The organism is Algoriphagus aurantiacus, from assembly GCF_035156405.1.
GTDB lineage: Bacteria > Bacteroidota > Bacteroidia > Cytophagales > Cyclobacteriaceae > Algoriphagus > Algoriphagus aurantiacus.
In genome coordinates this window covers 346,950-373,372 of the sequence record NZ_JAXRUT010000001.1, presented here as the reverse complement: position 1 = coordinate 373,372, position 26,423 = coordinate 346,950, and the positions used below count along the sequence as shown (strand labels likewise).

General features: G+C 41.0%; 27 protein-coding genes. 15 read left to right on the top strand and 12 right to left on the bottom strand.

From position 1 onward, the window contains the following. Positions 1 to 64 precede the first annotated feature (64 nt). From SYJ56_RS01500 to SYJ56_RS01490, 3 genes are read left to right on the top strand one after another with little or no spacing between them, the layout of a single operon-like run. Positions 65 to 862, top strand: a complete 798-nt coding sequence (locus tag SYJ56_RS01500; RefSeq protein WP_323831734.1) for a DUF4382 domain-containing protein — start codon at positions 65 to 67, stop codon at positions 860 to 862. Beyond that, a complete protein-coding gene (gene ribD, locus SYJ56_RS01495; RefSeq protein ID WP_323831732.1) occupies positions 862 to 1,887 on the top strand; it encodes a bifunctional diaminohydroxyphosphoribosylaminopyrimidine deaminase/5-amino-6-(5-phosphoribosylamino)uracil reductase RibD in 1,026 nt (341 codons plus the stop codon). Before SYJ56_RS01500 ends, ribD begins: the two co-directional genes overlap by 1 nt. Next, on the top strand, positions 1,880 to 2,362 hold the full coding sequence (locus tag SYJ56_RS01490; protein WP_323831731.1) for a GAF domain-containing protein: 483 nt from the start codon (positions 1,880 to 1,882) through the stop codon (positions 2,360 to 2,362). The genes ribD and SYJ56_RS01490 overlap by 8 nt, the downstream gene beginning before the upstream one ends. A gap of 159 nt (positions 2,363 to 2,521) precedes the next feature. Here the strand turns inward: SYJ56_RS01490 and SYJ56_RS01485 are convergent, their stop codons facing one another. Together SYJ56_RS01485 and dxs are read right to left on the bottom strand one after the other, a co-directional pair. Next, complete coding sequence (locus SYJ56_RS01485) at positions 2,522 to 3,295, bottom strand: alpha/beta fold hydrolase (protein ID WP_323831729.1); 774 nt, start codon at positions 3,293 to 3,295, stop codon at positions 2,522 to 2,524. Between the two features lies 1 nt (position 3,296). Beyond that, positions 3,297 to 5,216, bottom strand: a complete 1,920-nt coding sequence (gene dxs, locus SYJ56_RS01480; protein ID WP_323831727.1) for a 1-deoxy-D-xylulose-5-phosphate synthase — start codon at positions 5,214 to 5,216, stop codon at positions 3,297 to 3,299. Between the two features lie 178 nt (positions 5,217 to 5,394). On the opposite strand from dxs, the gene SYJ56_RS01475 reads away from it, so the two are divergent. From SYJ56_RS01475 to SYJ56_RS01460, 4 genes are read left to right on the top strand one after another with little or no spacing between them, the layout of a single operon-like run. After that, complete coding sequence (locus SYJ56_RS01475) at positions 5,395 to 6,144, top strand: segregation and condensation protein A (RefSeq protein WP_323831725.1); 750 nt, start codon at positions 5,395 to 5,397, stop codon at positions 6,142 to 6,144. A gap of 3 nt (positions 6,145 to 6,147) precedes the next feature. Beyond that, positions 6,148 to 7,230, top strand: coding sequence for a lysylphosphatidylglycerol synthase transmembrane domain-containing protein (locus SYJ56_RS01470; RefSeq protein ID WP_323831724.1), 1,083 nt, complete (start codon positions 6,148 to 6,150; stop codon positions 7,228 to 7,230). Continuing rightward, positions 7,214 to 9,676, top strand: coding sequence for a bifunctional UDP-N-acetylmuramoyl-tripeptide:D-alanyl-D-alanine ligase/alanine racemase (locus SYJ56_RS01465; protein WP_323831722.1), 2,463 nt, complete (start codon positions 7,214 to 7,216; stop codon positions 9,674 to 9,676). The genes SYJ56_RS01470 and SYJ56_RS01465 overlap by 17 nt, the downstream gene beginning before the upstream one ends. A 37-nt stretch (positions 9,677 to 9,713) precedes the next feature. Beyond that, positions 9,714 to 10,523, top strand: a complete 810-nt coding sequence (locus SYJ56_RS01460) for an ion transporter (protein WP_323831721.1) — start codon at positions 9,714 to 9,716, stop codon at positions 10,521 to 10,523. Here SYJ56_RS01460 and SYJ56_RS01455 read toward each other — a convergent pair. The 3 genes from SYJ56_RS01455 to SYJ56_RS01445 form a co-directional block, all read right to left on the bottom strand. After that, on the bottom strand, positions 10,520 to 11,209 hold the full coding sequence (locus tag SYJ56_RS01455; protein ID WP_323831719.1) for a potassium channel family protein: 690 nt from the start codon (positions 11,207 to 11,209) through the stop codon (positions 10,520 to 10,522). The genes SYJ56_RS01460 and SYJ56_RS01455 overlap by 4 nt on opposite strands. 131 nt (positions 11,210 to 11,340) lie before the next feature. Next, the gene (locus SYJ56_RS01450) at positions 11,341 to 13,155 is read right to left on the bottom strand and encodes a TrkH family potassium uptake protein (protein WP_323831717.1); all 1,815 of its coding nucleotides are present in this window, start codon (positions 13,153 to 13,155) and stop codon (positions 11,341 to 11,343) included. 27 nt (positions 13,156 to 13,182) lie between these two features. Further along, positions 13,183 to 14,448 (bottom strand): voltage-gated chloride channel family protein, encoded by a 1,266-nt coding sequence (locus SYJ56_RS01445; protein ID WP_323831715.1) that lies wholly within the window; start codon positions 14,446 to 14,448, stop codon positions 13,183 to 13,185. Between the two features lie 135 nt (positions 14,449 to 14,583). Between SYJ56_RS01445 and SYJ56_RS01440 the strand changes: the two genes are divergently transcribed. After that, positions 14,584 to 15,471 carry a TIGR01777 family oxidoreductase gene (locus SYJ56_RS01440; protein ID WP_323831713.1) on the top strand — a complete coding sequence of 296 codons (888 nt, stop codon included), beginning with the start codon at positions 14,584 to 14,586 and terminating at the stop codon, positions 15,469 to 15,471. A 30-nt stretch (positions 15,472 to 15,501) separates the two neighbouring features. Here the strand turns inward: SYJ56_RS01440 and SYJ56_RS01435 are convergent, their stop codons facing one another. Genes SYJ56_RS01435 through SYJ56_RS25870 form a run of 3 tightly spaced genes read right to left on the bottom strand, consistent with a single transcriptional unit; the run spans position 15,502 to position 16,101 of the window. After that, positions 15,502 to 15,675: a PLDc N-terminal domain-containing protein gene (locus SYJ56_RS01435; protein WP_323831711.1), complete on the bottom strand. Its 174-nt coding sequence runs from the start codon at positions 15,673 to 15,675 to the stop codon at positions 15,502 to 15,504. Between the two features lies 1 nt (position 15,676). Further along, positions 15,677 to 15,868: a PLD nuclease N-terminal domain-containing protein gene (locus SYJ56_RS01430; protein ID WP_323831709.1), complete on the bottom strand. Its 192-nt coding sequence runs from the start codon at positions 15,866 to 15,868 to the stop codon at positions 15,677 to 15,679. A 38-nt stretch (positions 15,869 to 15,906) separates the two neighbouring features. Beyond that, positions 15,907 to 16,101 carry a PLD nuclease N-terminal domain-containing protein gene (locus tag SYJ56_RS25870; RefSeq protein ID WP_416377778.1) on the bottom strand — a complete coding sequence of 65 codons (195 nt, stop codon included), beginning with the start codon at positions 16,099 to 16,101 and terminating at the stop codon, positions 15,907 to 15,909. A 175-nt stretch (positions 16,102 to 16,276) separates the two neighbouring features. Between SYJ56_RS25870 and SYJ56_RS01425 the strand changes: the two genes are divergently transcribed. The 7 genes from SYJ56_RS01425 (at position 16,277) to SYJ56_RS01395 (ending at position 23,734) form a co-directional block, all read left to right on the top strand. Further along, positions 16,277 to 18,832, top strand: coding sequence for a M14 family zinc carboxypeptidase (locus tag SYJ56_RS01425; RefSeq protein ID WP_323831707.1), 2,556 nt, complete (start codon positions 16,277 to 16,279; stop codon positions 18,830 to 18,832). 112 nt (positions 18,833 to 18,944) lie between these two features. After that, positions 18,945 to 20,063 carry an amidohydrolase family protein gene (locus SYJ56_RS01420; RefSeq protein WP_323831705.1) on the top strand — a complete coding sequence of 373 codons (1,119 nt, stop codon included), beginning with the start codon at positions 18,945 to 18,947 and terminating at the stop codon, positions 20,061 to 20,063. 49 nt (positions 20,064 to 20,112) lie between these two features. After that, on the top strand, positions 20,113 to 20,526 hold the full coding sequence (locus SYJ56_RS01415; protein ID WP_323831703.1) for a 3-hydroxyacyl-ACP dehydratase FabZ family protein: 414 nt from the start codon (positions 20,113 to 20,115) through the stop codon (positions 20,524 to 20,526). Positions 20,527 to 21,074: 548 nt separating this feature from the next. Next, on the top strand, positions 21,075 to 21,896 hold the full coding sequence (locus tag SYJ56_RS01410) for a LytR/AlgR family response regulator transcription factor (protein ID WP_323831702.1): 822 nt from the start codon (positions 21,075 to 21,077) through the stop codon (positions 21,894 to 21,896). Between the two features lie 77 nt (positions 21,897 to 21,973). Next, a complete protein-coding gene (locus SYJ56_RS01405; protein ID WP_323831700.1) occupies positions 21,974 to 22,594 on the top strand; it encodes a dioxygenase family protein in 621 nt (206 codons plus the stop codon). Beyond that, a complete protein-coding gene (locus tag SYJ56_RS01400; protein WP_323831699.1) occupies positions 22,587 to 23,204 on the top strand; it encodes a YceI family protein in 618 nt (205 codons plus the stop codon). Before SYJ56_RS01405 ends, SYJ56_RS01400 begins: the two co-directional genes overlap by 8 nt. A 44-nt stretch (positions 23,205 to 23,248) precedes the next feature. Beyond that, the gene (locus SYJ56_RS01395) at positions 23,249 to 23,734 is read left to right on the top strand and encodes a hypothetical protein (RefSeq protein ID WP_323831697.1); all 486 of its coding nucleotides are present in this window, start codon (positions 23,249 to 23,251) and stop codon (positions 23,732 to 23,734) included. Here the strand turns inward: SYJ56_RS01395 and SYJ56_RS01390 are convergent. Genes SYJ56_RS01390 through SYJ56_RS01375 form a run of 4 tightly spaced genes read right to left on the bottom strand, consistent with a single transcriptional unit; the run spans position 23,720 to position 26,416 of the window. Beyond that, positions 23,720 to 24,004: a Trm112 family protein gene (locus tag SYJ56_RS01390; RefSeq protein WP_323831696.1), complete on the bottom strand. Its 285-nt coding sequence runs from the start codon at positions 24,002 to 24,004 to the stop codon at positions 23,720 to 23,722. The genes SYJ56_RS01395 and SYJ56_RS01390 overlap by 15 nt on opposite strands. Continuing rightward, entirely contained in the window at positions 24,001 to 24,645 is a 645-nt protein-coding gene (locus SYJ56_RS01385) for a thiamine phosphate synthase (protein ID WP_323831695.1), read from the bottom strand. The genes SYJ56_RS01390 and SYJ56_RS01385 overlap by 4 nt, the downstream gene beginning before the upstream one ends. After that, on the bottom strand, positions 24,642 to 25,694 hold the full coding sequence (locus tag SYJ56_RS01380; RefSeq protein ID WP_323831694.1) for an AIR synthase family protein: 1,053 nt from the start codon (positions 25,692 to 25,694) through the stop codon (positions 24,642 to 24,644). The genes SYJ56_RS01385 and SYJ56_RS01380 overlap by 4 nt, the downstream gene beginning before the upstream one ends. After that, positions 25,694 to 26,416, bottom strand: coding sequence for a class I SAM-dependent methyltransferase (locus tag SYJ56_RS01375; protein WP_323831693.1), 723 nt, complete (start codon positions 26,414 to 26,416; stop codon positions 25,694 to 25,696). Before SYJ56_RS01375 ends, SYJ56_RS01380 begins: the two co-directional genes overlap by 1 nt. Positions 26,417 to 26,423 lie beyond the last annotated feature (7 nt).

Below are 26,423 nucleotides of genomic sequence, written 5' to 3'. Positions count from 1 at the left end.
TCTTTTTTTTAATCTAGGTTAGCTTGAATCGCTGTATTCAATAGAATTGGCCTAAATTTACCTTGTGAAAAAACTGCATTTTTATCTCTTCCCTATCATCTGTGTGCTATTCTTCGCTTCCTGTGAAGATCCAGATTCCAGTCCACGCGCACTTCTCAACCTTATATTGGTGGATAGTCCTGCCAAGTGGGATTCTGTATTTGTAGAGATCGAAGGAGTGGATATTGAGGTTTTGGCGGAGGGACGTGAGACCCAAAGTCAGACTTTTTTCTTAGAGTATAAATCCGGCGACAAGCGTATAAAAATAAGTGATTTGGTGGGTGGCAATGCGCTACTTTTAGGTAGAAGTGAACTGCCGATAGGTCAAGTTATTAATGCGACAATTATTTTGGGAGACAATCATTCCATGTTTTTGAATGAAAAAAAGTTTGTTTTGGAGCTGTCAGACCCATCTGAGGACCAAATAAGTTTGTCAACATCAATTGATATTGAGCAAGGAACATCTTACGACATCCTATTGGATTTAGATCTTGAAAAATCAATTGTGCAAGTTTCAGAGTCTCCCCTTACTTATGAGTTGGATCCTACGTTTACCTTAATCAAAGGAGCTGATACAGGGGAAATAAGTGGTGTAATAAAACCTGTAAGCCTTTACCCTGCCTTAATCTTAACTGGCGAAAATGAGTCGTATACTACTCATACAGATGCCTCTGGGAGGTATACTTTCAGAGTTCCGGCGGGATCTTATGAACTGTACATAGACGCTAAGGATGATCTCTATGAAGACTATACACTTACCATAAACTTAGTAGAGAGAATGGATACTGTTCTCACTGAAATTACATTGCTAAAGAAGCCTTGATGATTTCTGACCAACTTTACATGCAACGAGCCCTTGAATTGGCGGAGTTTGGTCGGGGAAAAGTAAGCCCAAATCCAATGGTGGGATGTGTGATCGTCCATCAAGATAAGGTCATAGGCGAAGGCTATCATCAGGAATATGGCAAAGCGCATGCAGAAGTCAATGCAGTAAATTCTGTAGAGAATCTTGAATTACTTGCTAAGTCTACTGTTTACGTGACGTTGGAACCTTGTTCCCACTTTGGCAAAACGCCTCCATGTGCTAATCTTTTGATAGAGAAAAAGGTAATGAAGGTTGTTATTGCCGCTTTTGACTCCAATCCACTAGTAGGTGGAAAAGGTATCCAGATTCTGAAGGAAGCTGGAATCGAAGTGGAAACAGGACTTTTGGAGAAAGAAGCTCGGCTCCAAAACAAACGTTTTTTCACTCAAATCGAAAAGAAGCGACCTTATGTGATTTTGAAATGGGCACAAACTCAAGATGGTTTTGTGGCAAGAGAGGATTACTCTTCCAAGTGGATTACGAATGCTTCCAGCCGCCAGCTAGTGCACAAATGGCGCGCTGAAGAAGATGCGATAATGGTTGGCAAAACAACCGCCAAATACGACGATCCAGCCCTGAATGTAAGAGATTGGGTTGGTAAAAACCCGCTCCGGGTGGTAGTTGATAGCAAGCTTGAGCTTCCAAATTCACTTAAATTATTTGATGAAGCGGTTCCTACGATTTGCTACAATACACAGAAAGCCGAAGTGAGAGGAACACTGGAGTTTGTTAAGTTGAATTCAGGGTTTCAGGTAAAGGATATTTTGGAAGATCTCCATCAGCGGAATATTCAAAGTGTACTTATTGAAGGAGGAAGCTATTTATTGAATAAATTTTTGGCATCCGAACTTTGGGATGAAGCCCGCGTGTTTACAAGCAGTAACAAATTTGGCAGTGGGATAGCAGCACCAATCCCCCCTGCCCCAGTATTTGAAACTATAGAAATCTTGGAAGATACCTTAAGAATTTATTATCATGTCTGAAAGTCTTTACATTCCTGAGTCGGCAACGAAAGGCGAAAAATACGAAGCGATTTTACCACAGATCGAAGCTCTGATCACTGGCGAACCCGACCTTTACGCAAACCTTGCAAATATCTCTGCTGCGCTGAAGGAAGCATTTGATTTTTTTTGGGTAGGATTTTATTTAACTAAAGAAAATCAGTTGGTCTTAGGACCATTTCAAGGTCCTATCGCCTGCACAAGGATTTCCATGGGTAAGGGAGTTTGTGGAACTGCGTGGCAAGAAGGAAAGACTATTCTAGTTCCAGATGTGGATGCTTTTCCTGGCCATATTGTCTGCAGCTCAGCTTCTAAATCTGAGATAGTAGTCCCAGTGTTCAAAGGAGGGTTAGTTGCTATGGTATTGGATGTTGATTCCGATCAGCTAGATGATTTTGACGCAGTGGATCAGGAGTATTTGGAGAAATTGATGGGCTTGCTTGAGCAGAAGTTATAATGGTTGGACTTCGTTCATCAATTCATTTTCGATAAAATTCTTTCCATCGCTGAATCCAAAATCTGAGGATTTATCTCTTTCAAAGAGTTTGAAGTAATTGGAAATTTAAATTGGACTATAGAATCATTTTACCAATTTAAAGTTGTGTTCGGGTAAACTTTAAAAATTAGTAACCTTCCCACAAAACTCCCTCAAAATCTCCGTACACGTATTTTTCTGCTCGATCATTCCCAAATGGCCGACGCCCACCAATTCATAAAAGTCGGTGACTGCGGATTTATGGGCTCGGCTGGCATCGATTTTAACAGCTCCGTCCAGTGTGCCTGCTATCATCAACTTTGGTCCAGAATAATTCCCCAATACCTCAAAGCGATCTTTTCTATCCCTCATAGCTTTAGTATATGCAATTAAACCATCCAATGTGGATTGCTTTGCTTGATCTATAGCCTCTGCAATTTCGCTTTGAAAACTAGCTCTGTTGGGTTCTGGTATAAGCGGCGGTACAAATGAAGTCACAAAAGTATCTACCCCGTGCTTTTTTAGAAAAATGACCGCTCTGTCCCGCATCTCTTTTTTCTCTTCATCATCTGCAAACGCTGTGGAATGAAAAAGGCCAACGGCTTTGAGTTTATTTCCCAACAATTCCAGCAATGCCAAAGTCACATATCCGCCAAGTGAATGACCGATTACGATTGGATTTTGAATAGCGTTCTCTTCCATCCATTCTTCTAAAAGTACTGCGACTTCCTCCAGCTGAATGGAGTCAGAGTTGATCGGAGATTTGCCAGAGCCGGGAAGATCTGGACAAATCACCCTGAAGTCCTTAGATAAAGCATGGGCAAAACCTCTCCACATTTCCCCGATTTCACAGAAACCATGAATAAGGACAACAGGTTGCCCTTTGCCTTTTTCGAAAAAATGTATTGGAGACATATTACAATATAGTTTTTGAAACCCCTGTAAGGCTTCTCACTGTGGCAGCAATTCCTTCTGGATCAAAGCCGCATTCTCTATGTAATTCATGTTGCTCGCCATGCTCAATGATTTCGTCAGGAATACCCAGACGCTTCACTTGAGCCTGATAACCATGATCCATCATCCATTCGATCACCGCCGAGCCAAATCCTCCCATCAAGCAACCATCTTCTACTGTAATTACCTTTTTGAATTTCCCAAAAATCTCATGAAGCAGCTCCCCATCTAGAGGCTTCACAAATCGCATATCGTAATGGGAAGGGTTTAATCCCTCTTTTTCAAGTTTTTCGCAGGCTTCTATAGCGTAGTTGCCAATGTGTCCAATTGTTAAAATTGCGATCTCTACACCTTCTTTTACTATTCTGCCTTGTCCGACAGGAATCATTTCAAATGGTGTTTTCCATTCTGGCATCACTCCTTTACCTCTTGGGTAGCGGATAGAATATGGGCCATTGTGAATTGATGCGGAATACATCATATTTCTAAGTTCTTCCTCGTTCATCGGTGCCGAAACGACCAGATTTGGAATACATCTAAAGAATGCGATGTCATAAGCTCCATGGTGTGTAGGTCCGTCGGCGCCAGCAAAGCCAGCTCGGTCCAAACAAAACACTACTGGAAGGTTTTGCAGGCATACGTCATGCAACACCTGATCGTAGGCACGCTGCATGAAAGTAGAATATATATTACAGAAAGGAACTAGTCCCTGTGTAGCCAACCCAGCAGAGAAAGTAACCGCGTGTTGTTCGGCAATTCCTACATCAAACGCACGTTTTGGCATCGCCTTCATCATAATATTCATAGATGAACCAGAAGGCATAGCTGGAGTCACGCCCATGATTCTTTCATCTAGTTCTGCCAATTCCACCAAAGTATGTCCGAAGACATCCTGATATTTTGGTGCTTGTGGAGTGCTTGGAGTGGATTTATATATTTCCCCGGTTATTTTATCAAATGTCCCAGGGGCATGCCAAGTTGTTTGATTTCCTTTTTCTGCAGGACCATATCCTTTTCCTTTCATTGTAATACAATGGAGGATTTTCGGTCCGGGAATATCTTTCAAATCCTTCAGCACTTCTGCAAGATGATTTACATCGTGGCCATCTACTGGACCAAAGTATCTGAGATTTAATGATTCGAAGAGATTACTTTGATTTAGTAAGGCAGATTTAATTCCACCCTCTACTTTGGATAGCACATCCTGAGCGCTAGTCCCAAACTTACTTAGTTTGCCTAAAATCTTCCAAACTTCATCTTTTGCTTTATTGTAAGTTTTTGAAGTAGTAATGTCTGTTAGATATTCTTTTAGTGCGCCCACATTTGGGTCGATAGCCATGCAATTATCATTCAGGATGATCAATAAGTTGGTATCGCTTACGCCGGCATGGTTCATTGCTTCGAAAGCCATGCCACCTGTCATAGACCCATCACCGATCACAGCGACGTGTTGTTTCTTCGTAAGGCCTTTATATTGCGAAGCTACAGCCATTCCCAATGCTGCGGAAATAGATGTACTGGAGTGACCTACCCCGAATGTATCATATTCGCTTTCTTTTCTTTTGGGGAAACCAGATAAGCCTCCGTAAAGACGGTTGGTATGAAAACGCCCTCTTCTTTCTGTAAGAATTTTGTGACCGTAAGCCTGATGCCCTACATCCCAAACTAACTGATCTTCGGGAGTATTGAGGACATAATGAAGGGCAACTGTAAGCTCGACTACTCCAAGGCTAGCGCTGAAATGCCCACCATATACAGACACATTGTCAATAATGTACTGGCGAAGTTCATCACAGATTTGAACCAGTTTTTCCTTAGGAAATTTCCTAAGGTCTGCGGGACTATTTATTTGAGCTAATAATTCTCCTGGTTCAATCAGCATTTTTCAGCGGTAATGTGGTCAAATTAGAATAACAATAAATGTGCTTATTTGTTTTTCCAATCAAGTAAATTTGGTTTAAAGGCAATTGCCTCTTTCTCCAGCCGTTTCCAATTAATTTAGCTTAATTGAATATCTTTGGCAACAAGGTGGCAAAATTAACCAATAATTTAAATATCCTTTGAGTTTCGAAATCAAATTACCACTCTTCGAAGGTCCTTTTGACCTAATGCTCTTCTTCATCGAGCGCGATGAACTGGATATTTATGACATTCCTATCTCCAAGATTACCAATGACTTCTTGGATTATGTCCATCAGATGGAGCAAATGGAAATGGAAGTGGCCAGTGATTTTATCCTTTTTGCGGCTACGCTAATGAAGATTAAATCACGGATGCTTTTGCCGAGGCCAGAACTCAATGAGGCTGGCGAAGAAGTAGATCCTCGCGAGGAATTGATTAGGAATTTACTGGAATACAAAAAGTACAAATCCGTGATTGAAGAACTTTCCTCAATGGAGGGGGAAGAGATGTCTAAACAAAAGCGCGGTAATATTGCTGCGGAGTTGAAAACCCTGAGTAAAGTGGATGATGTGGATGCAGAGATGCAGGACATGGATTTGTATAAATTGCTGAAAGTGTTCCAGAGGACTATGGCCAAAATGGCATCACGAGTGGATGAAACAAAACACACCGTTATCCAGTATCCATATACTATTTCCCAGCAAAAGGATTTTGTCTTAGAGAAAATTAGTTTTAAGGAAAAAGTACCATTCGCTGAGTTTATCAGCTACAAACCCGATAAGATCTTTGTGATTTATACCTTTCTAGCAATTTTAGAATTACTTCAACTTTCCCTAGTTACCATAGTCATAGGAGATGGTTTTAATAACTTTTGGGTGGAAAAGACTGAGCCAATAGCTGCTGTCTAGCATATGAAATTGGATAACAAAAAGATTTTTCAAACACTCAACCCGAATAAAATCTGGGTACCGGTAATCATTGGTTTGGCCATTGTTTTTGGCATGTTTTACTTTGATCCATCGGTAAATAAGGATTCTCTAAGCGGGATTTTTGATGCATCTATGCCTTGGGTTATTTTGGCAATTGTGGTTATTTTATTTCGAGATGTAGGCTATGTATATAGAATAAGAGAGATTACAGACCGGCATTTAACCTGGAAGAGGTCTATTTATGTTATCATCCTTTGGGAATTTGCTTCTGCAGTGACACCCTCAGTTGTTGGTGGGACAGCAGTAGCGATTTTTATCCTGAATAAGGAAGGGATCAAACTTGGAAGAGCGGTAGCATACGTGATGGTGACCGCGATTTTGGACAATCTATTTTTTGTGATAGGGGCACCGATTATCCTCTTTTTAGCCAAAGGGAATATATTTCCAGAGAACAAAGTACTTGAGATGCAACTTGAAAATAGCATGGAGGCTATTTTCTGGATTTCGTATTCGCTTTATGCAGTTTACAGCGTAATAATGGCAGCGGCTTTGTTCTATAGGCCAAGAGTCTTTAAATGGGTATTGATCAAGATTTTTTCGATCAAATGGCTGAGAAAATGGAAGCATGATGCTCAGGAATATGGCAACCAGATAATTGAAGCATCTAAGGAGCTTTCGGGAAAAAGCTGGAATTATTGGGTGCCAATCACCTTAGCGACGATCTTCATTTGGAGCTCAAGATATTTAATGCTTAATGCACTTATATCCGCATTTGTCCCATTGGCAGCTTATGAGCATGTTATTGTGTTTGCCCGACAAGTGATCATGTGGATTGTAATGATGATCTCACCGACCCCAGGTAGCAGCGGGACAGCGGAGTTTTTCTTTGGTCAATTCTTTACGGAGTTTTTGATCAACTATACGTTCGTAACTAGCATTTTGTGGAGACTTCTATCCTACTATCCATATTTGATTTTAGGTGCCTTTTTCCTTCCTCGATGGGTTAAGCAGGTGTTTTTTAAGAAAAAGAAAATAGATCCGGAGCAAGATGTTTCAGGAAATTAGTCAAAAGCAAATCGCTGAAATTACAGAAGGAACCCTTGTCAATGGAAATGATGAGCTGGTGGTTTCTCAAATTGTCATTGACTCCAGACAAATTCTTCATCCTGAAAAAACGCTTTTTGTAGCATTAAAAGGTGCCAAGGCTGACGGCGCTGGTTTTATTTCTCAGTTAGTGGCCTTGGGTGTAAAAACATTCCTGGTTCATCTCGATTTTGATGGATCCGCCTACCCTGATGTTAGTTTTATTCAAGTTCCGGATACTCGTAGAGCCTTGCAGCTTTTAGCCAAATACCAGAGAAGGTTATTTACAAACCCTGTGGTAAGTATAACCGGCAGCAATGGCAAGACGATAGTTAAGGAATGGCTAGGGCAGATTTTGGGGCAAAAGTACGCTGTGGCCAAAAGTCCAAAAAGCTACAATTCCCAAGTTGGTGTGCCCCTTTCGATCTTTGGAATCGAGCCCTATCATCAAGTAGCAATTCTTGAAGCAGGCATTTCCAAAGCGGGAGAAATGTTGGCATTGAAAGAGATGATCGAGCCAGATCTAGGAATATTCACCAATCTCGGAACTGCACATCAAGAAGGCTTTGGAAGCTTGGAATCTAAGCTAGAAGAGAAACTTTCACTTTTTGCGGATGCTAGCTTTTTGGTTTACTGTACAGATCAAAAAGAGGTTTCTAAGCAAATTGAAGTGCTTTTTTCTGTGGAAAAATTGGTAGGATGGTCAGATCGATCAGGAGCGGAATTTACCAGGTCTGTGAAAGTGAAAGCAACTGGAACACGGCTGATTTTGATGAAATCAGATCTCAGTACTCATACTTTTCAGGTACCATTTACGGATGTGGCTTCATTAGAAAACATTACACATGTGATCGTAGCCGCGATTACTTTGGGACAAAGTGCAGCGTCAATCCAGGAAGGAATTGCTCATTTGAAGTCAGTGGATATGCGTCTTACGCTAAAGCCTGGAATCAATGACTCGCTGCTGATCGATGATACCTATAATAATGATTTGGCGGGATTGAAGGTTGCACTGGACTTTATGCAGCAGCAGCGGCCTAAGCGGCGAAAAATCCTGATTTTGTCGGATTTGTTACAGCAAGGATCACCAGAAATAATTTATGGAGAGGTTACTGAATTGATCAAGAAATATCAGTTTGATCAACTAATTGGTGTAGGCAGTGAGATTTTCTGTTTGGAAAAAGTGTTTCCTGAATCTTTCAGAGGCTTTAGTTCTACGAAAGAGCTTTTGACAAACTTAGATCCTGAATCATTTCACAATGACCTGATTCTAGTCACTGGAGCTCGTGTTTTTGGTTTTGAGGAAGTGGTAAATCGACTCCAACAACGGCTTCATGGCACCACACTAGAAATCAATCTCAATGCGCTCACGCACAATTATAATTTCTACAAAAAGCAGATCTTACCAAATACGAAAGTAATGGTGATGGTTAAGGCTTTCGCTTACGGTGGAGGAGCTGTGGAAATAGCCAACCAAATCCAAATGATGGGAGCTAATTACTTAGGGGTTGCATTTTCAGATGAGGGAGTTTCTTTGCGCAAGCAGGGTATAAAACTCCCAATTATGGTACTTAATACCATGCAGGAATCCTTTGGACTTTGCAGTGAATATGATCTGGAGCCAGTAGTTTTCAGTCCGGAGTTTTTTGAGAGCCTCGCTACTTGGTGTACTATTCATCAGAAAAAGATGAAAATACATCTTGATATGGATACCGGGATGCACAGATTGGGTTTTGAGAAGAAACAATTGCCCATCTTAACGAGATTAATTCAATCAAATCCACATTTGGAAATTGCTTCAATTTATACTCATTTGGTTGGGGCAGATGAGGAAATTCATCGAGAATTCTCATTGATACAAATGAAGAATTTCGAAGAAATGAAAAATGAAATTCTCGATATTCTTTCCTATAAACCTCTAATTCATGCTCTCAATTCTGCCGGTATAGTTGCTTTTCCGGAATTTCAATTTGATATGGTGAGACTTGGAATTGGGCTATATGGGGTGGAGGTGACTGGAAAGCATGAGTTGGCTCTCCGGGCTATCAGTACGCTAAAAACCACTATTTCTCAGGTCAAAGAGCTTGATCCAGGCGAGACGATAGGTTATTCAAGGAAAGGTGTTTTACATTCTGGCGGTAAAATTGCCACACTTGCCATTGGCTATGCTGACGGCTATGACCGCAGATTCAGCAATGGTAAAGGCTATGTGTTGATCAACGGCCAGAAGGCATACGTCATTGGAAATGTCTGCATGGATATGTGCATGGTGGATGTCAGCGGGATGGATGTGAAGGTAGGAGATGAAGCGATTGTATATGGAGAAAAAATTTCCTTGAAAGAACTAGCGGATCAAATAGGAACCATTCCCTATGAATTGCTGACAAATATTAGTACCCGTGTAAAACGGGTTTATTACTTGGACTAGGGTTGGTTTTGGCTGTTAAATTTTTCTAAATTTCTTTATGAAAATCAGTAAAAAGCGTTTGGCCCATATTGTATTTGAGTCAGACGATTGGGCTTCCAAGACATTCGATATCGTACTGCTGTTTATGATTTTCGGCAGTATTCTGGTGGCAATCTTGGATTCAGTAGCTAGCCTTCACTTACAGCACGGGAAATTATTTCTTTTACTGGAATGGTTATTTACTATCCTGTTCACGATAGAATACGCGTTGAGGATATGGCTCTCGCGCAAGCCAAAAGGATATATATTCAGCTTCTTTGGGATGGTAGACCTGTTGGCAATTTTGCCCGCTTATCTGAGTATTCTGATTGTGAATTCTCAGCTACTCACCGTTGTCAGAGCGTTGAGATTGTTACGGGTGATCCGGATTTTGAAACTTGGAAGGTATGTAGCAGAAGCAGAATATCTAACCAAATCCCTAAAAGCGAGCTCTCATAAAATAATGATTTTCATTGGCTTTGTGCTGACCATAGTTCTCATCATGGGAACCTTGATGTTTATCATAGAGGGGCCAGAGCATGGATTTTCGAGTATTCCTGTTGGGATGTATTGGGCTATTGTGACCTTGACTACTGTGGGTTTTGGTGATATTACTCCCCAGACTACGATTGGCCAATTCGTGGCCTCCATTATCATGCTTCTTGGCTATGCTATTATAGCCGTGCCCACCGGGATAGTTTCCTCTGAGATGGCCGCTGAGAAAAGAAGGATGGAAAAAAGAAATCAAATAACCTGTCCTGCTTGCAAACATTCCGGTCTGGATGAATGGGACGAGTATTGTAAATTTTGTGGAGAAAAGCTAAACTAATCTCCGAGTTGCAAGAAGTCCTGTATGTTTTTGATTTTCCCGAAAAGCAGCAAAATATCTTCAGACTCGAACTTATAATCAGGAGTAACCACACCTATCACATTTTTGTATGGCGAATTAATTCCTAGGAGATTCTTCTTTTGCTCTATTTTTATGACTGTGAGGATATTTAAGTAAAATTCTTTTCGAATGTTAGCTTCTGCCACCGTCATCTCCAAATAGCGTTTTGGGACTTTCACCTCTACGATATTGTATTCGTCAGAAATTTCCAGAGAATCTAGCACCCCCTTCATCTGAAGTCTTTTAGCAAGTCTATCAGCCGTTTCTTCTTCGGGATGTATGATTTCATCAATCCCAATAGCTTGGATCACCGTTTCATGAAGGTCATTAATAGCGCGGCCAATAATTCGCTTGGATTTCAGTTGCTTGAAGATAGCCGTGCTCATGATCGAAGCGCCAATATCTTCACCAATAGCTATAATAACCACATCTGTGTCTTTAATAGGCAGATTTTTCACGGCAGCCTTATCTGTTGCATCCATTACGATTGAATGTGTAATGCTATCCTTGATCAATTCTATCTTGCTTTCGCTGGAATCCACACCGATAACCTCGTGTCCAAGATTCGTCAGACGCTTCGCCAGATAGCCTCCAAAATTGCCTATGCCTACGATTATATATTTCATGTGATTATAATAGATTTTTAATGGTCATCCCGTCCCGATAATTATCGGGAGCTATCGGGAGGAATCTCGCCGGATTTATAATCATCCTTTTGTGTGACGTTTTCGTCATTCTCGATCTCATGTGATTTAAATTAAGTTATAAAGACTGTTTCTTCAGGATATTTATACCGCTGCTCACCGATTTTTCGCACGATTGCTATTAGGATAGTCAGCGTCCCTACTCTTCCTATCAGCATTATTGCCATCAAAACTAATTTGCTACCCATACTTAATTGTGAAGTAATTCCCAGTGAGAGTCCCACGGTGGAAAATGCACTAAACACTTCGAATGCCACGTCCATCAACGCAAGTTCAGGATTAAAAATCATCAGTAAAAATACGCCAAGTCCAATGACTAAAACAGAAAGGGAAATTACGGCGAAAGCCTTTTTGAGGGTTTCATTGGAGAGTTGTCTTCGAAAAACTTCCACTCTGGTTTTTCCTGAAGCAATGCTAAATGTATTAAGCATAGCAACTGCGAAAGTACTGGTCTTTAGTCCGCCCCCTGTAGATCCGGGAGATGCTCCTATCCACATCAGAAGTAGGTAAATTAATACCGTGGGAACTGCTAATTCCCTCATATCAACAGTGTTGAATCCTGCTGTTCTTGGAGTCACAGCTCCAAATACGGTGGTGGCAAATTTACCATATGGGCTTAGTCCCTTTAGTGTAGCATCCTGTTCTGAGATTGCATATACCATCATTCCCACTACCAATAGAATTCCGGTGGTATAGACCACTAACCTCGTATTGACGCTGGAAACCCGTGAGGTATGTCGGTATTTTTCTATACCAAGGATACTTTTCACATAGCCTACGATCACATGCTTCAGATAAGAATAGTAGTTCAAAACAACCGGGAAGCCGATTCCGCCTAACACAATTGCCATAGCAATCGCCAAATGCATATTGTAAGCTTCCCGGAATCCTTCTTCGTATAATCCATTACTCAGTGTAGAAAAACCGGCATTGCAAAAACCAGATATTGCATGGAAAAGTGAAAAGAACAAGTGATCCCCTCGTCCGATAAATTGTGCTGCATCAGTAAATTGATAGATCATAAATGCACAAAGGCCTTCTACTAGCACGGTAAAAGAGATGATCTTAAATAAGGTCGAGTAAATCTCATTTACATTGTTTTCATTGATGTAATCCCGGATGAAAAGTCTATTTTCTATAGAATAACTTCCCTTGAAAAAGAAGCCAAAGAAACTTGTGAAAACCATGATTCCCAGACCACCAATTTGGAATAAAATCATAATGACTACCTGACCAAAAAAAGTGAAATCTTTAGCGGTATCTAGAACGATCAGACCAGTGACACATACTGCTGAAGTTGAAGTAAACAGAGCGTCTATAAAACTAATATCTTTTGTAGTGGCTTCAGGAAGACTCAGAAGTCCGGCGCCTAAGAGGATCAGCAAGATAAAAGATAGAATAAAGACTAGTGAGGGACTGAGTTTTAGCTCATTTATAGTAAGGCTGAACTTGCTGAGTTCTATGAAAAACAGAATGATCACCAAGCCATTGATAAGATGATAACTCGCAGTGAACTCTAAAATAAGTTGGCTTATTTCATATCCTAGCACATTCCAACGGACTAAGGCCGTGACGATCAATACAAGAGAAAGGAGTAATTCGAGAATCACTCTTGCAGGAAATATTGATTTTTCTACTAATAATACTCTAACAAAATAACCTAATCCGATTAGAATCAGGGAAATGCTGAAGAGCGAAGAAGTTCCGACCTGATCTTGTGGATCTATGGAATAGCCCAAGTGAAAAAGCAATATTCCAAATGCAAGAATACTGCTGATCTGAACCACTTTTTCTTGCACCTTAATCACCTTTTTCAGAAACAGGATATTTTGATCAGGGTTGGAAAAGATTTTCAGCTTGATTTTCATGCTTGAGAAATAGGCTTTAGAGAAATATCAATCATGCGTGTGAGACTTATCTCGGGAAAAGGTAAAAATCCCTTCTGCGGGGTACAAATGGAATTTCTTATCAAGATTTTGGGAAGAATAGATACTGGATTTTCCGCTGAAAAGATACGCGATCAAACAGGCAATACCCAAAAATATCCCTGATTCGTACCCGAACAGCTCCATACCCATCACAGTACATGCTATTGGTGTATTGGTAGCTCCTGAAAAGACTCCTACAAAACCCATTCCTGCCATAAGTGCGAGCGGTAGTGGAATCCAGGTAGCGAGTGTATTGCCGAGCGTAGCTCCGGTGAAGAATAAAGGAGTAACTTCTCCACCTTTAAATCCAGCTCCTAGCGTAAAGCTAGTTAAGCCGGTTTTTGCCAACCAATCGTACCAAGGAAGGGGTGTCTCGAATGCTTCTACAATCCTCGGAATGCCTAGACCAAGGTAGGTCGTACTGTCCGAAATATATACAAATGCCACAATCAACAGTCCGCCTATGACCGGACGAAGTGGGGGGTAAGTGATGTATTTGGAAAATTGATGAGAAAAAAAGTGAGTGCTTTGGGCAAATAATCTCCCTGATAAGCCAAAGGCAATTCCTGCAGGAATGATCCAGAGTAAGTTGATCAAAGTATGTGGAGGAACCAGATCTATGAAATAATGGGTATGTCCTACACCGAAAAGTGAAGAGCAAACCCAATTTGCTACCAAGGCAGTCCAAAACGCTGGAAACAGTGATTTCCAACGAATTTTTCGATGTTGCATCCACTCTAATGCGAATATTGCTCCAGCTAGCGGAGTTCCAAAAACGGATGCAAATCCACCCGAAACTCCCGCAATTAAAATAATTCTACGATCCTCTGGATGTAATTTAAAATACTTGGTGAGTTGATCCGCTAATGAACCTCCCATCTGCACAGCAGTGCCTTCCCTTCCAGCAGATCCTCCAAATAAATGTGTCAAAATCGTCCCAAAGAGCACCAAAGGAGTCATTCTGAGCGGAATTGGCTGTTCAGTTTTGTAAAGCTCATCGAGTAAGAGATTGTTTCCCTTCACCGAATTTTCCCCATAGCGATAGTAGCTCCAGCCGATCACGAAGCCTGCAATCGGTAGCAGTGCTATGATCCAAAGATGAGATTCTCTATATGCGGTAGCCCAATTCAACGAAATAAGGAAAACAGCGGATGCGGCACCTGAAAGCAGTCCAACCAAGAGGCCTAAAACGAGCCAAAGAAGGATGTAACGAAAAATGGAAGCGCTGTTCAAACTAGGTTTTACAAATAGTTAGGCCAAATTAGGAATAGATATTGAATTTAATGAAGCATATGTAACCTTATATCTGCCAGAGAGAGCCAACTTATTTGGATGTTCTAGGGTTATCTAAATATAAATCACCCAACTATGAAAAATATTCTTATTTCCGGAGGTTCAGGTCTTATTGGCCACAAAATTACCCAGCTGCTGGAATTGAAAGGATATTCCGTGGCCTGGCTTAGTAGATCTCCGCAAAACCAAAAATCTTTTCTATGGGACGTAGAAAAGCAAAACATAGATCCAGAAGCAGTGGAATGGGCGGATGCTATCATTCACCTAGCAGGTGCTGGGGTGGCGGAGAAGCGCTGGACAGATGATCGCAAGAAACTTATTCTAGATTCCCGAATTCAAAGTACGAGATTGCTTTATAATGCAGTGGAGAGGTCCTCTTCCAAGCCGAATGCTTTTATCTCTGCCTCTGCGGTTGGTTACTATGGTTTCGATACGGGCACTTCTCTAATGGACGAAACCCAGGAATCCGGTTCCGATTTTCTAGCCAAGGTAGTGGTGGCTTGGGAAAATGAAGTGAAGAGAATGGAGGAACTGCACCTTCGCACGGTGATGCTGAGAATAGGCATTGTGTTAGATGACAAAGGGGGAGCCCTTGGAGAAATGATGAAGCCACCTATAGCTGCGCCATTGGGGAATGGTGATCAATGGATGAGCTGGATTGCAATTGATGATCTGGCCAGGATGTTTGTGTTTGCTTTGGAAAAGACGACGTTGCAGGGTGTATTCAATGCGGTGGGTCCAAATCCTGCTACCAATCAACAGCTTACTCAAGCTGCAGCAAAAGCTAAGGGGAAACCCTATGTGGGGATCGGAGTTCCGGGATTTGTGCTCAAGTTAGTGCTTGGGGAAATGGCAGCGATGGTCTTGGGAGGTAATAGAGCCTCTTCCCAAAAAATCCAAAAAGCAGGATTTGACTTTGAGTGTCCTGATCTGGAGCCTGCGCTAAAGCATATTTATAAATAAATAAGTCACCCCAACAAATATGAGAGCCCATTAAATCCTCTTCCCCCTGCCAATCAAAAACCAAAGGACAGCTCCGACAAGTGGAACAAGTACTACAATAATAATCCAGATCAATTTGTCGTTTTGGTTGGCGAAGTTACTGGAGATTACATCATAAATGGTGAAAGCATAAATAGCCAACCCAATAATTCCAAGCCCGAACATATCAAGAATAGTTTGTAGTTTTTGTGCTTTTTCCCATCGCCAGATAAACAATCGGCCCAATTCCCTGTGCAAAGAGTAGAATCACAATCCAGATTATTTTCATATTGGGATCTTTGAATTCTGACCGAAGTATATCTACCAAGCAATAAATCCATAATATGGTGTAGATCAGACCAAATAGTAGGAAAAACATAATTGAGCCGCCGCCCATATTTTGAATAAAAGAAAGTGTCATTTGGTATTTTGTGTACTATGAGAAGAGAAATCAGGAGTGAATTTTCTAAAATTGTTTTTGGTTCTTCTACTCACACTGAGATATAAAAAAGTCCCAATATAAGGAATGAATAAAATTATAAGCGCCCATATCAGTTTCATATGATGCTCTCTGAAATCTGAGCGAATCAAATCAACCAATGCGTAAATCATAAAGCAAAAATAGCCGAGGACCGCCGCTAAAGTTGTTAATTGCCAGTAAAGTATTCCGTTTCCGGGAGCTATTAAATCCATGTGTTTTCTTCAATTATTTTAACCATTGAACCAAAATAGCTTTTTTTAAGGAATCAATGTGTGAATTTAGCTAAAAGTTAAACCTCCAATCTCTATGAAAAAAAGTCTGCTTTCGCTGCTTTTGTCTTTTTTTGCGTTGTGTGCCTTCGCTCAAGTCGACTTAAGTTATTATCTCCCAACGGGATATACGTATGACGAGTCTATCCCGACACCTAAGGAAATTTTGGGATATGAAGTTGGTGAATGGCATGTAAGTCATGACCAGCTTGTGATGTATATGAAGGCTGTGGCTGAAGCGTCAGATCGAGTGACTTTCGAAGAAACAGGTAGAACTTACGAGAAAAGACCTCAGGTTTTATTGACCATCACCTCTCCGTCCAATCTTGCGAAGATAGATCAGATTAAATCTGATAGGAAAAAACTCAGAGATGCAGGTGCATCACCGGATATTGCAAGTATGCCCGTTGTGATGTTCATGGGGTATTCTGTTCATGGCAATGAGCCAAGTGGTGCTAATGCCTCTCTTCTAGCGGCGTATCATTTTGCTGCCGCAAAAGAAATCGCCGGGGACTTAGACAACATGGTTTTGCTGCTGGATCCAGCTATTAATCCCGATGGACTCAATCGCTTTGCGTCATGGGTAAACACGCATAAGTCCTATAACATGAACGGAGATCCGAACAATGTGGAGTTTAGTGAAGCTTGGCCGAGAGGCAGAACGAACCACTACTGGTTTGACCTAAATAGAGACTGGCTTCCTGTTCAGCATCCAGAATCCAGAAACCGTGTTCGGGTTTTCCAGGAATGGCTTCCGAATATTCATTTGGATTTTCATGAGATGGGGACAAATAGCACCTTCTTTTTCCAACCAGGAGTACCGGCACGAATGCACCCACTCACGCCAGAAAAGAACTTTGAGTTGACGAAGAAAATTGGCAGCTATCATGCGAAAGCATTGGATCAAATTGGTTCCTTATATTTCAATCAGGAGAGCTACGATGATTATTATTATGGAAAAGGCTCTACCTATCCAGATGTGCAGGGCTCAATAGGAATTTTGTTTGAGCAGGCCAGCTCCCGAGGACACTTACAAGAAAGTGTAAATGGCATGTTAAGCTTCCCTTTTACCATTAGAAACCAATTCACAGCTAATCTCTCTTCCTTTCAAGCTGCTAAGGAAATGCGTCAGGAGTTGAATGAGTTTATGAATGATTTTTATAAAGAGATTCAAGTAGAAGTGGATGCAGATGCCAATAAAGCATACATTTTTGGTAGTAAGCAAGATGATGCAAGAAGCTATCATTTGGCTGATTTGATCCTCCAGCATGACATCAAAGTGTTTAGTCTTAACGATGATATCACCGTGAATGGGAAAGAATTTGATAAAGAAAATTCATACATCGTACCAGCAGATCAGTCTCAGTATAGATTGATCAAGGCAATGTTCGAAACAAGAAATACATTTAAAGACAGCTTGTTTTATGATATTTCTGCCTGGACCTATCCGATGGCTTTCAATCTTGACTACATGGCGCTTAACAGTCAGATTTTGAATTTGGCGAGTGTGAACGAAATCACAAAAAGTTCTATCGCTTTGGCTCCAGGAAAAGTAATTGGAGATGTCGGTGCATATCAATATGCAATGGAATGGACGGATTATTATGCTCCTAAAGCTGCTTATAAATTGATGGAAGCTGATTTTCAGGTGCGAGTAGCTACAGGAGAATTCAGCACAGCCGATGGTAAAAAATACGGAAGGGGCAGTTTATTGATTAATAAAGGTGAAAGTGGATTGGATGACCAGGCTTTTTTCAATAAGCTTTCAGAAATAGCCAAAGAGTCTACAGTAGATATCTATGGATTAACAACAGGATATACCGGAGGATTGAATATTGGTTCGCCAAATATAGTGCCCTTAGACAAACCAGAGATCGCACTTGTAGTGGAAGGCGGAGTAGATAGTTATGAGGCGGGTGAAATCTGGCATTTGCTAGATCAGCGCTATGAAATGCCTATTACCTTGCTTTCTATGGATAGAGTGAGCGCGAGTACACTAGAGAGGTACAATGTTATTCTGATGCCGGATGGCAGATACAATAGTTTGGGAAAGTCAGGTGCAGCTACGCTTAAGTCTTGGATTTCAGGTGGAGGAACGCTATTGGCAAAAGGAGGTGCAATCCAATTTCTTGCCCAGAATGAAGTAGGAAATTTCAAATTCCGTGATGGAGCTGAACCAGATTCTGTACTTCAAAAAACCTATGCAGATTATGAAAACGAAAGAGGAGCGAAAGTGACAGGAGGAGCGATTTTTAATGCGAATCTTGACTTGACACATCCAATCGGCTACGGTTACATCAATTCAGATATCCATACATTCAGAAATGATAACTTATTCCTAGAGCCATCAGAAAACCCGTATGCGAATCCCTTGGTTTATACCGAGAAGCCATTGGCCTCTGGATATCTTCACCCATCAAATCTTCCAGGAATTCAGAATGGCTCTGTGATTCAGGTTTCTGGCGTTGGAAGGGGGCGCATAGTCGCTTTTGCAGATAATATGAACTTCCGGGCATTCTGGTTTGGGACGAACAAACTCTATATGAATGCGATCTTCTTTGGGCAGGTGATCGACGGAGGAACTACTAGATAATTATACAATTCTAAAATCCCGGGTATTCACTCGGGATTTTCTATTTTCAGGATACTTAACTCTTTTATAATCTTTTGCGTAAGCAAGCCTAAATAACTCTAAAAGCTAGTCTATGAATAATATCACAAAATTTTTGCTTGTATCATCACTCTTATTTTTTGGAAATGCAGCGTTAGCTCAGGACTTGAGTTTTGAAGAATATAATCCTCCCTCTACATTGAAAGTACCTGAGCATCCAGTCACGCGGGCAAAATTTCCATTTGTGGATATTCACTCACATCAGGGCGGAATCAACGAAGAAAAAATCGGCCAGCTAATCTCCGAAATGGATCAACTCAACATGGGAGTGTTGGTGAACCTTAGCGGAAGAGGGTTTGGTCGTGGAGATAGCAATACGCAGCAAGAGTATATCAAAGGCATGCTGAAGGAATTCAACACCTATGCTCCAGGCAGATTCATGGTTTTTACTAATCTCAATTTAGCTGGTTTTGGTGATGAGAATTGGGCGAGGATTGCAGTAAAGGAATTAGAAGAAGATGTAGCAGCAGGAGCCAGTGGATTGAAAATATATAAGAGTCTCGGGTTGAATGTGACAGATGTAAATGGAAATAGAGTTCCGGTAAATCACCCGGATCTGGATCCAGTCTGGGCAAAAGCTGGTGAACTGGGAATTCCTGTGATTATCCATTCTGCCGATCCAGCACAGTTTTGGCAACCAATGGATGCAACTAATGAACGATGGCTGGAGTTGAAAACTCACCCAAACCGTCTGCGTGGAGCCGATAATCCGGCACCTTTTGAGCAGATAATGGCTGAGCAACATGATGTTTTTGCAAAGCATCCTGAGACAACTTTTATCAATGCACACATGGGCTGGATGGCCAATGATCTGAATGCAGCTTCTGCACATCTGGAAAAATATCCGAATGTAAACTTTGGGATCGGCGCCGTGATTGCTGAGTTTGGACGGCAACCGAGACGAGCTAAAGAGTTTTTTGAGAAATATCAGGACCGGGTTTTATTCGGAAAGGATGCTTACAATAAAGAGGAGTATTACACCTATTTCAGGGTGTTAGAGACTGAAGACGAATATTTTCCCTACTACAAAAAATACCACGCCTACTGGGCTATGTATGGTCTAGGGCTATCTGATGAGGTATTGAAGAAATTGTATTACAAAAATGCTTTGAGGATCGTTCCTGGAATGGATGAGAGTATTTTTCCGGAATAGGGCAAAAATAAATCAGGAAAAAAGTATCTTCAGCTAGAACAATATTGCTATGAATACTATTGAGTCTCTGATTCCGCACCGTTATCCATTTCTTTTTGTAGATGAAATCCTTAGTGCTTCACGTGAGGAAATAATTGGTATTAAGACATTTAGCAAGACCAAAGACCAAATGCTAACGGGCAGTTTTCCTGATTCAGGATTTATTCCAGGAATGATTTTGATAGAATCAATGGCCCAATGTGGAGGCGCTGGAATTAAATTGCTCGGTCTAGCTGAGGGATTTTTTGGACTGGTGAGTTTGGATAAAGTTAGATTTTTAAGCGGAGTCTCTTATGAGATAAAAGTGAAATATGTGGTGAAAAATATCCGGATTAGTGATCGATTGATCAAACAAGAAGGAGTCGTTTATGCAATGAATAAACCTGTAGCAGAAGCTTCCTGGATCTGTGCCAAGCTAGGCTGAATTAAGATCAAATCTTCCTCTGTCCTTTTTTCTGAAATGCTATTTTAACCACAATGGACACAGAGGTTTTCGCAGAGACCACGAAGATTTTACCTTTCTTTAGATCTTTTAACGATTAAATCACTATTTCATCCTTATATAGATTTTGTTAGAATTTTTGGAAAAATGGGCTGACAGCCCAAAATACCCTAGGCCAGCCTAAAGGGCTGGGTAATATAATTTTAGTCCATATATAAGCTCTGAAGGAGCGAGATAGAATTAGGGTAGTGATTTCCTTTTTCCATAGGAGAGGGAATAAACATGTCTCTTTACACATAAAATAGGGCGAAAGATTTTTCATTACAGCCCTACATTTTTTTCAAATCGTATGTAAAGTTGCTTTACATACCCTTTACTATATGTAAAGAAAATCGAAAAATCTTTACATATGTCTATTGCTAGGTAAGGAATAAGATATGTGAGTTGATTAGGCTGAACCAACAGGCTATTCATAGACAGGGCACTAATTTTTAAATATGTAAATTAAAGAAGTTCAAATTGCTGATTACATGAGTCCAATATTCCAACAAAAGAAACTCCGAATCAAGGCGACACTGAAATATCTAGCCGTGTTGGTTCTGATATTGCTGGTTACGATTTTTCAGGATTACCTGCATTCACAGTATAATGATTATTCTTTTTACGCTTCAGAATCCTTCCTTTTCAATATGTTTTGGATTCTGATTTTGCCAGTTTCTATAATCCTTAATGGTTTTTTTAATAAGGTTTCTGCACTTGCCGGGATTCGGGTTTTATTAGCGAAAAGGCTCTTGTTTGTCATTTTCGCTTCCATTTTTCACATCTTGATCTTTGCGGGTTTAGTGCATATAATTTCTGCACTTTTCTATGGGCACACCTTCACTTTTTTCAGGAATTTGAACTATACTATTTCAGCGGATTTGTACAAATATCTGCTGATCTATTCGGTGATTTCGTTGGTACTTCTGCGAAAAAACAAATCCATTATAAAAGAAGTGCGCAAGTCAAATTACCTCGATCAGATATTAGTAGGTTCTGGAAGGACAAAAACAGCGATTAAAACATCGGACGTTTTCTTCATCAGCGCCGAAGCCCCTTATATCGCGATTCATACAATAAATAAAAAATTACTTCATTCCTCCACACTTAAATCGATTTTGGATCAGTTGAATCCAGACAAGTTTGTTAGAATCCATAAATCTACAATTGTGAATCTTAATAAAGTGATTTCTTATAAATCCAGATTAAACGGTGATTACGATATTCAGCTGTCCAATTCCAGCGAATTGCGCCTAAGCAGGAATTATGTGGATAACTTCAAAGAGAGATTTTCGTCCCTGCAATCGTCTTGACCTATTTTTTCCTCAGGTTAGCCTAGTCAGTTTTTTCCCAAAAGAACTTTTACCAATCTTTTGGAAAAAATAAAGCGATGCAAAAACTCCTTTTTTCTCTAATGCTCTTGTGCTCTTTTTCCTGCAATGCACAAACGATTCCTTCTGATAAAGTTGTGGGCGGCCCTTGTGAGGGTTGCGAAGCAATATTTGAATTTGGAGACAAGAAATTGAATGCGGTGGATACCTTACCACTCTTTTCCGAAAACGAACCCAAGCTAATAATCACTGGACGGGTATTTCAAAGAGATGGCAAAACCCCTACTTCTGATGTGATAATCTACATTTATCATACAAATCGGGAAGGCATCTATCAAACTCAAGGAAATGAAAAAGGGTGGGCAAAACGCCATGGCTTTATTCGGGGCTGGGTGAAAACGGATGATGAAGGAAACTATACTTTTTACACCTTCCGGCCTGGCGCCTATTCCAGCAGAGATGAGCCTGAGCATATTCATATCACTATAAAAGAGCCTGGAAAAACAGCGTATTATCTGGATGATTTTGTTTTCGAAGATGATCCACTTTTGACAAAGGAAAGAAAAGAGAACCTTAATAATAGAGGTGGTTCGGGTGTGATGATACCTATGTTAGAGAATGGGATTTTGACCATTCACCGAGATCTTATCTTAGGCTTGAATATTCCAGAATATGAATGAGTTGCTTGTTTCCATTATCGGATTTTTAATGATTGGTTGTATAGATAGCTCAGATTCTAAAACGTTTGCATCAATAGGTGACCCGATTTCTAATCAGGGGGCAGACACACTTGAAATTGATCTTTTCAAGTCAAAAATATTTTGGAAAGGTACCAAGATGATGGGCTTGGGGAAGCATGAGGGAGAAATCGCAATTCATGAGGGGTATGTTTTGATAGATAACAAGCAGCTAGCGGGAGGAGAATTATTCGTGGATATGAATAGTATAACCGTCACTGATATTCCTGCCACTGATCCAATACCAATCCGAAATCTCACGAATCATCTTAAAAGTGCAGACTTTTTTGATGTGGACAAATATCCTTTTTCAACCTTCAAAATCGTTGAAATCAAGAAAAATAAAAATGGAGAAATAGGTATAAGCGGAGAGCTGAAGATAAAAGGAATCACAAATACCGTTACATTGGCTGCTACGGAGTATGAGAATGGATATACTGCAACATTGGAAATAGATCGTTTTGATTGGGATATTGCCTATAGCGGAAGCTGGATAGATCGAACACAAGTGGATAGGATAATTGAGCTTAAGATAGAAATTGCATATGATTAAGGCATAGTTTGCTAAATTGAAAAGTAAATCATACAAAAATCTAATTGCCTCAATTCATCCACAAGAATCAGTCGCACTGGAGTGGCTTTCACCTGATAGGTGTTTTACTGATTTCAATCGCATTGATCATATGGGTCACATCATATCTTATTGACAATAAGACTGATCCCCTTACTTTGTACACGATTATTGGGATTTCATTTTTGCTGGGACTTTTGAGTTTATCCACCTTTACCGGGACTCTCATTGATTTTGAAGGCAATAAATTCAAAGAATACCAAAGTATTTTTTGGATCAAATTTGGCGAATGGCAAGAGCTTGCTAAAATCGAGCATGCGGAATTGATTCTTCATAGTTTTCGAAGAACAAATATTCCCAATGGAATTAGCCCCACACTTTCGAGGGAGATCACCATTTACAAGTGTGTGCTCGTGGCAGGAGGGACCAAATTTATTTCGCTTGATTTCGCCAGAGAAAAAGAAGCAATTAAAGCGTTACAAGCTCTCAAATCCGGGTTAGGTATTGTCTGAAGCCTTATCCAGCAATCTAAAATCCTTAATTTCTTTTCCCGCTAGCTGTTTTTGCCAACGGTCAAGTACAGGCTGCTCCAAATGTCCTTCTCTATATTCGTCAGGATTCATGATAGGAATGCCTTTTATAATCGGATAAAGTCTCATGCATGTACCGCAGGTCAGCCATCCCTCGATGATATTCTCCCGGTCATCTGTCAAAATTGTTTTCAATTCAAGATCCTGTTTATCAAAGGGACAGCACAATTTCTCGATAGTTTCTAATTTCATTTTTTAAGGTTAATAAGTGATTGTTGGTAATTCAGAACGGCTTCCGCTGGGTCTGGAGAGCTCATCACTCCAGAAACTATGGCGACTCCGTCAAAGTCTAAAGTCCGAAGCTTATCCATATTTTTAGAATTGATCCCGCCAGCCAGAAAAATCGGAATATCTGTCATTACTCTCGTCTGCCGTACCGAGTCAAAATCCACCAACTCACAGCTTGTGCTCGTGTCGGAAGGAAATATGGAGCAAAAAGAAAGATAATCTACTCCAGCTTCGACAGCTTTCCGGATCACATCTAAATCATTATTGGTGGTGATCCCCACTAATTTTCCCAATTCATGAAAAGTTGTCACGCAGCGCTGTGAAAGCTCATCAAATTCGTCAAAGTGTACGCCATCCAAATCAAAAAGCTCAACCCATTCTGGATGATTGTTGATCAGAAGCGGAACACCCGCAGCGTTACATAGCTTTTTGATTTTACAGATCAGCGCAGACACTGAAGCATTTTCTAAGAAATTATCCCAGATCTGAACGGCACAAGGCTTAGCTTCCAGGGCTTTTTGCAATGCGTCAAGAAGCCCTTTTTCAGCTTTGCCTGGATCAATCACAAGGTAAAGCCCCGCCAATATTTTTGGTTGCTTTTTCATTTCCAGCCAGCATTTAAAGCTTTGAAATATGCTTTCCAGTAAGGATCAGTTTCTTGATAAACTAGCGGAGATGTGTTCCCAGCTGTTTCCAACATTATCCCAAAATCATTAGATTTTACTTCTCCTACCACTGAGCACGCAATGTTGGATTTTGCCAAGCGGGTGATCAGCTGGTCTGACTTCTCAGGGTTGCAGGAAATGATCATAGCTCCTGCTCCTACACAATAGCGTGGGTCAAGCTGAAATAATCCTGAAATCGCTGAGGCAGTTTCTCCTATCGGAATCAATTCATTTTCAATCAGCGCACCTTTGCCTGAGGCGACCATCATTTCGAAGATTGCTCCCAGCACTCCGCCTTCAGTCACATCATGCATTGCATTGATTTCTGAGAATTTTTCGGATTCTCCAGCAGCAATCAGTCCTTCGGCGAGTGAGGAAGTTTGATAAAATTGCTCACATGCGGCATGATAGATCTCAGTACCCAATTTGGTTTTAATTGTATCCGGAAAGCTCATCCCTAAAATAGCCGTAGCCGTGAGTGCACAGGTTTTTGTGACCAAAACCACATCCCCTTCCTGAGCTCCGGTAGCACAGATTATTTCTGACTCTGGCGCGATAGTAATCAAGGTGCCTCCCCCGGCAAAAGTCGAATTTTGCCCTTGAACAAATCCAGTATGACCACCGGTAATTGCTACTCCTATTTCTTTGCAATAGCGGTCAATAAATCCCCAATACGTACTAAAATCTTCATTGCTCAAGGAATCAGGCAGATTTAGCACAAACTGCCCATACTGCGGAGCAAAGCCAGTCGTAGCCATATCATTTGCCATCAGGTGCACACTGAGCCAGGCTGATTCCTGCAATCCTAGGGATGGAATTAGTGTTAAAGGATCGCTCGTGGCAGCCATAGCCAAGCCACCCGTCAATGAAGTAATGGACACATCCACACCAAAGCCTGGGCCTTGCTTCACTTCTTTGCGCACAGCACCAAGTCTACCACTAAGTAATTTTTGATAACCTTCATTGTTGATTTTGCCGAGATCCGCCATCAGTCCACGTCATTGAATTTGACATACAAGCCGAAAAAATCGCCATAGGGAACGCTCCATTGTTGGACTGGAAACCACTTCGGTAGTCCCGTGCAAGACCACTCGATGGTATATTGCCTCCCTTGCAGTGCTTCCTCAATGATCTTGATGAGCATATCAGGAGTGTAGAATGTCGCTGTGACGTAAAATGGATTCTTGCCAAAAACTTGCTGAACCCTTCGCCTCAGCACTTTGGGGGAATTGCGATTCATCATTCCCATAGCGATCCCATATTTTGCCACGCGGGCTGATTCCCGGATCACTTTCACCGGATCCTTATAGTATTCAAAGGTCGTGATGAACGCAAGGGAATCGAAGGTATGATCCTTGAAAGGCATATGATGCGAATCGGCCATGACCAAATCTCCATCGAAAAGATTGATCGCCTGGGAAAGCATCAGAGGAGAAATATCTCCTCCGGTAGCTTTGATGCCTATTTCCTTCCACCAACGCGTGAATCGTGTCGTGCCACAGCCAAATTCCAGCAATGTTTTAATCCTTCCATCTTTGGAAACCAGCTGCTCCATGACTTTCTTTTGCCAGACTTCAGCACGCTTATAGCGACCTTCGTACCAAAGCTCGTAAGTATCTGTATGGGCACGATTAAAAAACCATTCGGGGCGGTTTTGCCAGTTTTGCTGTGCTTTGGGCAGTAATTCGAAGTTCTGTTTTTCGAGTTGCATGGTCAGT